Genomic DNA, 12,177 nt, shown 5'->3' with positions numbered 1-12,177 from the left:
ACTTTCCTGCCGTATCGATACCCAGGAAAGTGCAGCACTCGGCGTGAGGCATTTCCTCCAGCGACTGACGGACGGCCTACTTCTGCTCGCTTTGCGGCGTCACCCGCATCACTTCCTCGATAGTGGTCAGTCCTGCGGCGACCTTCTGCGCACCCGACAGCCGCAGGCTGCGCATGCCTTCCTTGAAGGCCTGGCGGCGCAGCGGGATGAGATCGGTATCGGCGGTGATCAGCTCTTTCAGGGACTCGCTGAGCAGCATGATCTCGTAAACGCCGGCACGCCCGCGGTAGCCGGTGTCGCGGCACTCCAGGCAGCCGACGGCCTGGTGTGCGCCGGTGGGCAGCGGGGCGTTCCACGGGCGGGTGACTTCCTGCCAGTCTTCCTCGTGCAGTTCCATCGGTGCCTTGCAGTGCGGGCACAGGGTACGCACCAGGCGCTGGGCCATGACGCCGAGCACGGTAGCGCGGATCAGGTAGTAGGGCACGCCCAGCTCGAGCAGGCGGGTGATCGCCGTGGGCGAGTCGTTGGTATGCAGGGTGGAGAGCACCAGGTGCCCGGTGAGCGCCGCCTGGATCGCCATTTCGGCGGTCTCCAGGTCGCGGATCTCGCCGACCATGATGATGTCCGGGTCCTGCCGCAGCAGGGCTCGTACGCCGCTGGCGAAGGTCAGGTCGATGTTGTGCTGCACCTGCATCTGGTTGAACGAGGGCTCGATCATCTCGATCGGATCCTCGATGGTGCAGAGGTTCACCTCGTCGGTCGCCAGCTGCTTGAGCGTGGTGTAGAGCGTGGTGGTCTTGCCCGAGCCGGTGGGGCCGGTGACCAGGATGATGCCGTTGGGCTGGCTGGTCATGCTTTCCCAGCGGCGCAGGTCATCCGGCGAGAAGCCGAGCTGGTCGAAGCTCTTGAGCAGCACCTCGGGGTCGAAGATCCGCATCACCATCTTCTCGCCGAAGGCGGTGGGCAGTGTCGACAGGCGCAATTCGACCTCGGCGCCTTCCGGGGTCTTGGTCTTCACCCGGCCATCCTGCGGTTTGCGCTTCTCGGCGACGTTCATCCGGCCCAGGGACTTCAGGCGGCTGACCACCGCCATGGTGACCTGCGGGGGAAACTGGTAGACGTTGTGCAGCACGCCGTCGATGCGGAAGCGCACGGTGCCCTGCTCGCGGCGTGGCTCGATGTGGATGTCGCTGGCGCGCTGCTGGAAGGCGTACTGGAACAGCCAGTCGACGATGGTGACGATATGCGCATCGTTGGCATCGGGCTCCTGGTCGCTGGCGCCCAGGTTGAGCAACTGCTCGAAGTTGCCGACACCACTGATCTTCTGGTCCTTGTTGGTGGCGCCGCTGACCGACTTGGCCAGGCGGTAGAACTCCACCGTGAAGCGCTGGATGTCCACCGGGTTGGCGACCACGCGCTTGATCGGGCGCTTGAGCACATGGGTCAGGTTGCTTTCCCAGGCGTGCACGAAGGGTTGCGCGCTGGCGATGGTGACTTCGTCAGGCGCGACCGCCACCGCGAGGATCTGGTGGCGCTGGGCAAAGGCGTAGGACATCAGCGGGGTGACCGCGGCGACGTCGATCTTCAGCGGGTCGATGCGCAGATAGGGCTGGCCGGCGAAATCCGCCAGCCATTGCACCAGGGTGTCCAGATCCAGCTTGCGCCCCGGCCGCTTGCGGTCCTCCACCTGCTGCGCGGCGAGGAACTCCAGCGGATGCTGCTGGTTTCTCACCGCGCTGCGGCGGATCGCCAGGCATTGTTCGGCGTCGTTCTGAGCGACGCGGCCCTGAGTGACCAGCTCGCGCAGGATGTCGCCCAGGTCGAGCAGACGGTCCTGGGCGGATGGGGCAAAGACGGACATGCGGACTCCCTACTTCCAGTGGCGGGTCACGGGCCCGCAGCAATGCCGGGCCAGCTTATTTCAAAAGCGCCTTCCACGACTTGAGGGTCAGCACAGTATGGGCCTGGGCCGCGAGGGCATCCAGGCGCCCCTCGGCGTCGGGGCTGACGAGCAGCTCCTGCAGCTTGGCCAGTTCGCCATACAGGCGGTCGGTTTCCGGCAGCTCCAGTACGCCACGCGCCAGGCGCAGCCAGACCAGCATGCGCTGCAGGCGCGGCAGTTGGTCGGCGAGCACTTCGGGCAACTGCTGGGCGCGTTGCAGTGGCATGGCCTGGGCCTCTTCGGCCAGGGTGCGCTGCAGCCACTTGCCGACGGCGGAGCCGCCCAGGCGGTTGGCGCGTTCGTTGCGCTCGGTGGTCCAGGCCTTGCCCAGCAGCCAGCGCGAGGTGCTCAGGGAGAACTGACCCCAGCGCACGTTCGCCAGTTCCTCGAGGAAGGCAGCCGGCATCTGCTGGCGCACGGCGTCGTCGTGGCGGCCCTGTTCGATGCGGGGCTGCCAGTCGGCGATCAGCGCGTCGAGGGCGGCGCGCAGCTCGCGGGTGCTGGCGCGCGGCACGGCCTGGCCGAGGCTGCCGAGCAGGGCGCGCAGGTCGACCAGTTGCTGCAGCCAGCTTTCCAGCAGGCTCCAGTGGCCGTTGAAGCGGTACTGCTCGGCCAGGCGCTGGCTGCTGCCCAGCAGCGCCCAGGACAGCGCGGCGAAGGCGCCGTCCAGCGGGGTTTCATGCAGCAGCTTCTGGGTGTCGGGCTGGATGCTGTAGCTGGCCGGATCGAACAGGCGATAGCCGCGCTCGGCCTTGCTGATGTCGCAGGGCATCAGCGCCAGGTCCGCGGCCAGTTCGATGGCCAGGTCCAGCAATGCCTCGGGCTCGCCCTGGCGCAGTTCCAGTTCCAGCTCGCAGATTTCCTCTTCCTGCTTGCCGGCGATGACCTTGCCCAGATCCAGCGCGGCTTCGATCACCACCTTGGCCTTGCCGCGGCCCCAGGCGATCTCGGCGCGCTGGCGGGTGAAGTCGGTGCTGAAGATCGGCTTGAGCGACTTCTTGTCGAGATCGACCAGGGCGGCCGGCCAGCACTGGTCGTCGAGTTTCTTGATGTCGAGCTTGTTCTTTTCCAGGTACCAGTCCCACTCGTTGCGCTCGGACAGGCCGGCGACGCTCTGGCCGCGGGTCTTCAGGGTCTGGATGAACTGCTCGCCGTCGCGACGCATGCGCAGCGCCACGCGGGCGCGGGCGAGCTCGCGGGTCGGGGTGTCGTAGTACTGGTTGAACAGTTCGCGGAGTTCCCAACCGGATTTATTGCGCTTCTTCAGCGCGGGATGCTCGCGCAGGGCTTCGAGGGTTTCGCGGCTGGCGCGCAGTTTGATTTCGGTTTCTTTCTGCATGGCGGGGGTCCGGGTCAGAGCGGACGCGCCCTGTTTTCCGAGCCTGCTGTACGAAGGACGGAACGACGGGCGCGAAAAAGACTTCAAAGTCATGCAGTTTACAGGACTTCAGCGTTCCTGCCGGGCGCCGCGAGGTTTTACCGCGGCGGCGCTTGGTCCATAGTGGCAGGACAGTCTTCGGAGGACGCCATGTCGTTGCCGCCCCTGAAACAACGTTTCGCCGAGCTGATCGCCCTTCCGTCGGTCAGTTGTACCCAGCCCACGCTCGACCAGTCCAACCGCCCAGTGGTCGAACTGCTGGGCAACTGGCTGGTCGATCTGGGCTTCGCTTGCGAGATGCAGCCGGTATCCCCGGGCAAGTTCAACCTGGTCGCCATCCTGGGCAGCGGCCCCGGTGGCCTGGTACTGGCCGGGCACACCGACACCGTGCCCTACGACGAGGCGCTGTGGAAAAGTGATCCGCTTGGGCTGGATGAGCGCGATGGGCGCTGGTTCGGCCTGGGCGCCTGTGACATGAAGGGCTTCTTCGCCCTGGCCATCGAGGCGCTGCTGCCACTGCTGGAGCAGCCCTTCAAGCAGCCGCTGATCCTGCTCGCCACCTGCGACGAGGAAAGCTCCATGGCCGGCGCCCGCGCGCTGGCCGAGGCCGGACGGCCGCTGGGGCGTGCGGCGGTGATCGGTGAACCCACCAATCTCAAGCCGATCCGCCTGCACAAGGGTGTGATGATGGAGCGCATCGACATCCTCGGGCAGAGCGGCCATTCCTCCGACCCGAGCCTGGGGCGCAGCGCGCTGGAGGCGATGTACAGCGTGATGGGGGAATTGCAGGGCTTGCGCAGCCAGTGGCAGCGGGAGTTCAACAACCCGCAGTTCAGCGTGCCGCAGCCGACCCTCAACTTCGGCTGTATCCACGGCGGCGACAATCCCAACCGTATCTGCGGCCAGTGCGCGCTGGAGTTCGACCTGCGTCCGCTGCCGGGCATGTCCCCGGAGGCCCTGCGCCAGGCCATCCGCGAGCGCCTGCAACCGGTGGCGGAGCGCCACGCCGTGACGATCGATTACGCACCGTTGTTTCCCGCCGTGCCGCCCTTCGAGGAGCCGGCGCAGAGCGAGCTGGTGCGACTCGCCGAAAGTCTGACCGGGCACACGGCGGAAGCGGTAGCCTTTGGCACCGAAGCACCGTATCTTCAGCAGCTCGGCTGCCAGACCCTGGTGCTGGGCCCGGGCGACATCGCCTGCGCCCACCAGCCGGACGAACACCTCGAGCTCGACCGAATCGAGCCTACCGTGGAATTGCTGCGCGGACTGATCCGTCATTACTGTCTATGAGACGGTCCGTGAAACTGTTGATGAAGAGTTGCCTGTAGAGCGCCCCGACAACGGGCCCGACCTATCCAAGAGGAGAAACCTGTCGATGTTCCTGCGACGACGATAACCGCGCCGCCCCTGGCCGCCTTTCGGCCGCATCCGACAGATTTCCGCCCACTCGAACGACAGGCTTTTCAAGCAATGCACGACTACGTCAACTGGCTGCGCCACGCCTCGCCCTACATCAACTCGCACCGGGACTGCACCTTCGTGGTGATGCTTCCCGGCGAGGGCGTCGAAGACCCCAATTTCGGCAATATCGTCCACGACCTGGTGCTGTTGCACAGCCTGGGTGTGCGCCTGGTGCTGGTGCACGGTTCGCGCCCGCAGATCGAAGCGCGCCTGGCCTCCCACGGGCTGGCGCCGCGCTTCCACCGTGGTCTGCGCGTCACCGATGCGCCGACCCTGGGCTGTGTGATCGATGCGGTTGGCAGCCTGCGCATCACCATCGAGGCACGCCTGTCCATGGACATGGCCGCTTCGCCCATGCAGGGCTCGCGCATGCGCGTGACCTCGGGCAATTTCGTCACCGCGCGGCCGATCGGCGTGGTCGATGGCATCGACTACCACCACACCGGTGAAGTCCGTCGGATCGACCGCAAGGGCATCAACCGCCAGCTCGACGAGCGCAGCATCGTCCTGCTTTCGCCCCTGGGCTACTCGCCCACCGGGGAAATCTTCAACCTCGCCTGCGAGGACGTGGCCATGCGCGCGGCCATCGACCTGGGCGCGGACAAGCTGATCCTTTATGGAGCCGAGCGCGGCCTGATGGACGATGCCGGCAAGCTGGTGCGCGAACTGCGCCCGCAGCAGGTGCCGGCGCACCTGGAACGCCTTGGCGCAAGCTATCAGGGCGAGTTGCTGGACGCCGCGGCGCAGGCTTGCCGCGCGGGCGTGCGCCGTAGCCACATCGTCAGCTACACCGAGGACGGCTCGCTGCTCAGCGAACTGTTCACCCGCACCGGCAACGGCACCCTGGTGGCCCAGGAACAGTTCGAGCAGCTGCGCGAGGCGGGCATCGAAGACGTCGGCGGCCTGCTGGAACTGATCCGTCCGCTGGAAGAGCAGGGCATCCTGGTGCGCCGCTCCCGCGAGGTGCTGGAGCGCGAGATCGAGCAGTTCAGCATCGTCGAGCGCGAAGGGCTGATCATCGCCTGTGCGGCGCTGTATCCCATCGCCGATTCCGACTCCGGCGAGCTGGCCTGTCTGGCGGTGAACCCGGAGTACCGCCACGGCGGACGCGGCGACGACCTGCTCGAGCGCATCGAGCAGCGTGCGCGCAACCTCGGCCTCAAGACCCTCTACGTGCTCACCACGCGTACCGCCCACTGGTTCCGCGAGCGTGGCTTCCAGCCGAGCAGCGTCGATCGGCTGCCGGCGGCGCGGGCATCGCTGTACAACTACCAGCGAAACTCGCAGGTCTTCGAAAAGGCGCTCTAGGGCGCCTTTCCTACAGCGAGTAGTCGGAGCCCGCCAGGCAGCCGTGCGTGCGGCTGTTATGGTCGCTGGGCACCCGCAGGTGCAGGGTCATCAGGCGTGTGCCTTCGCGGCGGCGTCGCTGTTCCGTCTGCCAGAGCAGGGCGAGCCCGTCTTCGCAACCCGCTTCCCAGCCGGCTGCCAGCACTGCGTTGTAGTAGAAAGATTGTCGAACGTAGCGTCCGCGCAGACCGCTATCGAGACCGAGTTGGTAGGCCTCTTCCAGTTCGTCGAGTGTCCAGTCTTTGGAGGAGGAAGGGGTGTCGCGCAACATGGGCGCCTCCTGATGGAAGGAATGGGCCAATGCTAGCGGGGACGTCGGGCGGTTCTGAGGGTACGGCGTGGGTATCGGGATTATCTGTCGCCATAACGAGAAAAACCCTTCACCGTTGCCGGGGAAGGGCCTTGTTTCTCGCCAGAATCAGACGCTGAGCAGGCCCAGGATGCTGGCCTGGTAGGCGGCGACGAAGGTATCGAAATCGCCTTCGGGCTGTTTTTCCAGCTCCGCCTGTTCTGCCAGGGATTCGCTGGCCATGCCCTCGAAGCGTGCCTGTTCTTCCACGGACAGCGGTTCGCCCTGCAAGGTGGCGGAGTGCTGGCGGCTGTAACGCAGAGCGAAGGCTTCGAAACTCTCGCCATGTTCGCGCATCTCAGCCAGGACCTTCGCCGAGGGTGTCAGGTCGGCATCGGCGACCTTGGCCCGCTGTTCGGCCAGGCTTTCAGCGTGCAGATTGCCGCCATTGGCGCGGTCGAGCAGCTCGATGATCGGCGCGATGCCGTCGAGCAGCGCGCTAGCCCATTGCTTCATTTCGATCTGCTGGCCGCCGCGTTCGAGCTTCAGCCCGGGACGACGCCCTTCCTTGACCACCTTGAGGAAGTTGCTGGTGGCCGAGCCGCACTCGCAGCCGCCCAGCGGCGGGCTGTCGGCGAGCGCGCAATAGAGCAGGAAGGCGTCGAGGAAACGCGCTTCGGTAACGTCGATGCCCAGCGGCAGGAGCGGGTTGATGTCCAGGCAGCGCGCCTCGACGTACTGCACGCCACGGGCCATCAGCGCCTGGATCGGGCGCTCGCCGGTGTAGGTGACGCGTTTCGGGCGGATACTCGAGTAGTACTCGTTCTCGATCTGCAGGATGTTGGTGTTGAGCTGCACCCACTCGCCATCGACCTTGGTACCGACCTTCTCGTACGGCGCATACGGCGTGCTGACTGCGCGGCGCAGGCTGTCGATGTAGCTGTCCAGATCGTTGTAGCAGGGCGTCAGGCCCGCCTGGGCGTTGTTCTGGTAGCCCAGGTCGCTCATGCGCAGGCTGGTGGCGTAGGGCAGGTAGAGGGTGTGTTCGTCGAAGGCTTCCAGGCCGTGCGGGCGGCCGCGCAGGAAGCCGGCGTCCAGCGCCGGCGAGGCGCCGAACAGGTACATCAGCAGCCAGCTGTAGCGACGGAAGTTGCGGATCATCGCGATGTAGCGGTGCGACTGGAAGTCCCGCGCGCTCTTCTCGCTGCCTTCGTCCTGGCGCAGCAGTTCCCAGATGCCTTCGGGCAGGGAGAAGTTGTAGTGGATGCCGGCGATGCACTGCATGGTCTTGCCGTAACGCAGGGCCAGGCCCTTGCGGTAGACGTATTTCAGGCGACCGATGTGCGAGCTGCCGTAGCGGGCGATCGGGATGGTCTCTTCATCCGGCAGCTCGCAAGGCATGGACGGACTCCACAGGTATTCGCCGTCGAGCTTGCCGCTGGCGAAACGATGGATTTCGCCCAGCTCTTCCAGGGTCTTCTCGACGCTGGTGGAAGTCGGGGTGATGAACTCCAGCAGCGACTCGGAGTAGTCCGTGGTGATCTGCGGGTTGGTCAGCGCCGAGCCGAGGGTGCGCGGATGCGGGGTCAGCGCGAGCTTGCCGCGTTCGTCGACGCGCAGGCATTCGCGCTCGATACCGTGCAGGCACTGGGTGAGCAGGGACAGGTTGGCGGCATCGCCAAGCAGGGCCAGGCGGCGGGAGAGTTGGTCGCTCAAGTTGGAAGTCCTTCACACGGCAATCGCCCCACTATGGGGGTGGACTGGGCGGTCTACAAGGGGAGAACAACCGGCGTGGTCGCCTGGCTTTATCGAGGCGCTGCGCCGGCGCCCGCAAATCCGGGGCTCCGGCGTACAGCATAGGTCAGTTGTCGTGGCGCGAATTACAGCTGGGCGAAGGTGCCTTGTCCCTTGGCGACCAGCTTGTCGCCCTGGTGGATGTCGGCCTCGACCACCAGCGAACGCCGCCCGGCATGCAGGACTTTCGCTACACAGCGCACTTCGCCCTCGGCGACCGCGCGGATGTAGTTGATCTTGCATTCCAGGGTGACGCTCTGCCGATCGAAACCATGGGCGCTGGAACAGGCCAGGCCCATGGTCATGTCCATCAGCGTGAAGAGCGCGCCGCCGTGCATGACGTTGCCGCGATTGCGCAGGTGCTCGGCCATCGGCAGCAGCACCTCGGCTTCGCCGTCGGCGACACGGATCGGCTGCACGCCGAGGGTGTCGCTGAAGCGGCTGATCATCAGCTCGCGGGCGGGCATCTCACTCATGGACCTTCCTTACTTCTTCTTCAGTTGCTTGGCATTGGCGAACAGCGAAGCCATGGCGTTGTTCGACGGGGCCTTCTCCTGCTGGCGCGGGGCGCTGCGTTCGCCACGCGGCGCACCGTTGCCGGGGCGGCCGCCGCCACGCGGACCGTCGACCTTCTCGCCGGGGGTGTCGCTCATGCGCATGGACAGGCCGACGCGGTTGCGCGGGATGTCCACTTCCATGACCTTGACCTTGACGATGTCACCGGCCTTGACCACTTCGTACGGGTCCTTGACGAACTTCTCCGACAGCGCGGAGATGTGCACCAGGCCGTCCTGGTGGACGCCGATGTCAACGAAGGCGCCGAAGTTGGTGACGTTGGTCACCACGCCTTCGAGCACCATGCCGGGGGTGAGGTCCTTCAGGCTCTCGACGCCTTCCTGGAACTCGGCGGTCTTGAACTCCGGGCGTGGGTCGCGGCCGGGCTTGTCGAGTTCCTTGAGGATGTCGGTGACGGTGGGCAGACCGAACTGCTCGTCGGTGAACTTCTTCGGGTCCAGGCGCTTGAGGAAGCCCGAGTCGCCCACCAGCGAGCGCACGTCGCGGCCGGTGTCAGCGGCGATGCGCTGCACCAGCGGGTAGGTTTCCGGGTGCACCGCGGAGGCGTCCAGCGGGTTGTCGCCGTTCATCACGCGGAGGAAGCCGGCAGCCTGCTCGAAGGTCTTGTCGCCCAGGCGGCTGACTTTGCGCAGGTCATCGCGGGTCTTGAATGCGCCATTGGCATCACGGTGCGCGACGATGTTCTGCGCGAGGGTGCTGTTCAGGCCGGAGATGCGTGCCAGCAGGGCGGCGGAGGCGGTATTCACGTCCACGCCGACGGCGTTCACGCAGTCTTCCACCACGGCATCCAGGCTGCGCGCGAGCTGCAGTTGGGAGACGTCGTGCTGGTACTGGCCAACGCCGATGGATTTCGGCTCGATCTTCACCAGTTCGGCCAGCGGGTCCTGCAGGCGGCGGGCGATGGAGACGGCGCCGCGCAGCGACACGTCCAGCTCCGGGAATTCCCTGGCGGCCAGTTCGGAGGCCGAGTACACCGAAGCGCCGGCCTCGCTGACCATGATCTTGGTGCACTTGAGCGCCGGGTATTTCTTGATCAGTTCGGCGGCCAGCTTGTCGGTCTCGCGGCTGGCGGTGCCGTTGCCGATGGCGATCAGCTCCACCTGGTGCTTGGCGCACAGCGCGGCGAGCACGGCGATGGTCTGGTCCCACTGGTTCTTCGGCACGTGCGGATACACGGTGGCGGTGTCCAGCAGCTTGCCGGTGGCATCGACCACGGCGACCTTCACGCCGGTGCGCAGGCCCGGGTCCAGGCCCAGGGTGGCGCGCGGGCCGGCCGGTGCGGCCAGCAGCAGGTCGTGCAGGTTACGGGCGAAGACGTTGATCGCTTCGAGGTCGGCGCCTTCGCGCAGTTCGCCCAGCAGGTCGGTTTCCAGGTGGGTGTAGAGCTTGACCTTCCAGGTCCAGCGCACCACTTCGGAGAGCCACTTGTCCGCCGCGCGCCCCTGGCTGGCGATGCCGAAGCGCTCGCCAATCATGATTTCGCAAGGGTGCGAGGTGCCCGGCAGCTCTTCGCCGACTTTCAGGGCGACGCTCAGAATGCCTTCGTTGCGACCACGGAAGATCGCCAGGGCGCGGTGCGACGGCGCGTTCTTCAGCGGCTCGTCGTGCTCGAAGTAGTCGCTGAACTTGGCGCCTTCGGTTTCCTTGCCCGGCACCATGCGCGCGGTGAGGGTGGCGTTGTCCTTGAGGAAGCTGCGCAGGCGGTCGAGCAACGTGGCGTCCTCGGCGAAGCGTTCCATGAGGATGTACTTGGCGCCTTCGAGCACGGCCTTGGTGTCGGCGAAGCCCTTCTCGGCATCGACGAAGCGCGCGGCTTCGGTTTCCGGGGTCAGGCTCGGGTCGGCGAACAGCGCGTCGGCCAGTTCGCCCAGGCCGGCTTCCAGGGCGATCTGGCCCTTGGTGCGGCGCTTCTGCTTATACGGCAGGTAGAGGTCTTCGAGGCGGGTCTTGGTGTCGGCGAGGTTGATCTCGCGGGCCAGTTCCGGGGTCAGCTTGCCCTGCTCCTCGATGCTGGCGAGGATCGCGCCACGGCGCTCGTCCAGTTCGCGCAGGTAGCGCAGGCGCTCTTCGAGCATGCGCAGCTGGGTGTCATCCAGGCTGCCGGTGACTTCTTTCCGGTAGCGGGCGATGAAGGGGACGGTGGAGCCTTCGTCGAGCAGGGCGACGGCAGCGGCGACTTGCTGCGGTTGAACGCGGCCGGAGGGCAGTGCGGAAAGCTCTTCGGCGATACGGGTGTTGATGCTGTCCATAAATCCACCTGGTGAAACCAACAAAATACGGGGCTTGGCTGCCGCGCCGTGGCGCTTGGCAGGCGTCTATGACAACGCCCCGCCGCAAAAGCGCCGCATTATACCCACGACAATTTCACCGGGTGGGCGGCTGGTCGGGGAAAAATCTGCTAACAATGGACAAGCCGTGAAGCGCGGCTGCTGGGCGATAATGCCCGCCGAATCAGATTCTGGGAGTCTCCATGAGCAACGCTGCCACCCTGCCGGAAGGCGAAAAGATCCTCGTGGTCGATGACGACGCGCGCCTGCGCCGTCTGCTGGAACGCTTCCTCGATGAGCAGGGTTACCGTGTCCGCGCCGTCGAAAACACCGAGCAGATGGACCGCCTGCTGGCCCGCGAGCTGTTCCAGCTGGTGGTGCTGGACCTGATGATGCCCGGCGAGGATGGCCTCTCCGCGTGCAAGCGCCTGCGCGAGTCGAACAACCAGATCCCGATCATCATGCTCACCGCCAAGGGCGACGAGACCAGCCGCATCTCGGGCCTGGAGCAGGGCGCCGACGACTACCTGGCCAAGCCGTTCAACCCGCGCGAATTGCTGGCGCGGATCAAGGCCGTGCTGCGCCGCCAGGCGCCGCTGGTGCCCGGCGCGCCGGCGGGCGAGGACGAGATCGTCACCTTCGGCGACTACGAACTGCACCTGGCGACCCGCGAGCTGAAGAAGGGCGAGGAAGTGCACATGCTCACCACCGGTGAGTTCGCCGTACTCAAGGCCCTGGTGCAGCACGCACGCGAGCCGCTGACCCGCGACAAGCTGATGAACCTGGCCCGTGGCCGCGAGTGGGACGCCCTGGAGCGCTCCATCGACGTGCAGATTTCCCGCCTGCGCCGGCTGATCGAGCCCGACCCGTCGAAGCCGCGCTACATCCAGACCGTCTGGGGCGTGGGCTACGTATTCGTGCCGGATGGCGCCGCGCGTAAGTGAGCCAATCCGGGGAGACAGCTCGCGCCCTCTGAAAACTCTGGCCGATGTTTCCCCTCACCCCAGCCCTCTCCCGGAGGGAGAGGGGGCCGTCCGTGCCGGCTGACGGTGTGGTTTCAATTGGCGCCGATCAGTCCCCTCTCCCTCTGGGAGAGGGTTAGGGTGAGGGGCTCCTACAAACG

At 66.1% G+C, this 12,177-nt stretch carries 9 protein-coding genes; 3 read left to right on the top strand and 6 right to left on the bottom strand.

The genetic code is table 11. The features are described from left to right. Positions 1 to 76: 76 nt before the first annotated feature. Together JVX91_RS03485 and JVX91_RS03480 are read right to left on the bottom strand one after the other, a co-directional pair. Positions 77 to 1,861 (bottom strand): GspE/PulE family protein, encoded by a 1,785-nt coding sequence (locus tag JVX91_RS03485; protein ID WP_205338045.1) that lies wholly within the window; start codon positions 1,859 to 1,861, stop codon positions 77 to 79. 55 nt (positions 1,862 to 1,916) lie between these two features. Beyond that, complete coding sequence (locus JVX91_RS03480; protein WP_205338044.1) at positions 1,917 to 3,281, bottom strand: inorganic triphosphatase; 1,365 nt, start codon at positions 3,279 to 3,281, stop codon at positions 1,917 to 1,919. Positions 3,282 to 3,470: 189 nt separating this feature from the next. On the opposite strand from JVX91_RS03480, the gene argE reads away from it, so the two are divergent. Together argE and argA are read left to right on the top strand one after the other, a co-directional pair. Beyond that, on the top strand, positions 3,471 to 4,610 hold the full coding sequence (gene argE, locus JVX91_RS03475; protein ID WP_205338043.1) for an acetylornithine deacetylase: 1,140 nt from the start codon (positions 3,471 to 3,473) through the stop codon (positions 4,608 to 4,610). 180 nt (positions 4,611 to 4,790) lie between these two features. After that, positions 4,791 to 6,089 (top strand): amino-acid N-acetyltransferase, encoded by a 1,299-nt coding sequence (gene argA, locus JVX91_RS03470; protein ID WP_205338042.1) that lies wholly within the window; start codon positions 4,791 to 4,793, stop codon positions 6,087 to 6,089. A 10-nt stretch (positions 6,090 to 6,099) separates the two neighbouring features. Here argA and JVX91_RS03465 read toward each other — a convergent pair whose 3' ends face one another. From JVX91_RS03465 to JVX91_RS03450, 4 genes are all read right to left on the bottom strand, one after another. Further along, positions 6,100 to 6,399, bottom strand: a complete 300-nt coding sequence (locus tag JVX91_RS03465) for a hypothetical protein (protein WP_205338041.1) — start codon at positions 6,397 to 6,399, stop codon at positions 6,100 to 6,102. A gap of 147 nt (positions 6,400 to 6,546) precedes the next feature. Then, on the bottom strand, positions 6,547 to 8,133 hold the full coding sequence (gshA, locus tag JVX91_RS03460; RefSeq protein WP_205338040.1) for a glutamate--cysteine ligase: 1,587 nt from the start codon (positions 8,131 to 8,133) through the stop codon (positions 6,547 to 6,549). 164 nt (positions 8,134 to 8,297) lie between these two features. Continuing rightward, positions 8,298 to 8,687 (bottom strand): PaaI family thioesterase, encoded by a 390-nt coding sequence (locus JVX91_RS03455; protein WP_052239101.1) that lies wholly within the window; start codon positions 8,685 to 8,687, stop codon positions 8,298 to 8,300. 9 nt (positions 8,688 to 8,696) lie between these two features. Then, positions 8,697 to 11,036: a Tex family protein gene (locus JVX91_RS03450; protein WP_205338039.1), complete on the bottom strand. Its 2,340-nt coding sequence runs from the start codon at positions 11,034 to 11,036 to the stop codon at positions 8,697 to 8,699. Positions 11,037 to 11,257: 221 nt separating this feature from the next. On the opposite strand from JVX91_RS03450, the gene ompR reads away from it, so the two are divergent. After that, on the top strand, positions 11,258 to 11,998 hold the full coding sequence (gene ompR / locus JVX91_RS03445) for a two-component system response regulator OmpR (RefSeq protein ID WP_045215632.1): 741 nt from the start codon (positions 11,258 to 11,260) through the stop codon (positions 11,996 to 11,998). Positions 11,999 to 12,177 lie beyond the last annotated feature (179 nt).

The organism is Pseudomonas sp. PDNC002 (assembly GCF_016919445.1).
Taxonomy (GTDB): domain Bacteria; phylum Pseudomonadota; class Gammaproteobacteria; order Pseudomonadales; family Pseudomonadaceae; genus Pseudomonas.
This window is presented reverse-complemented; position numbering and strand designations above follow the sequence as displayed.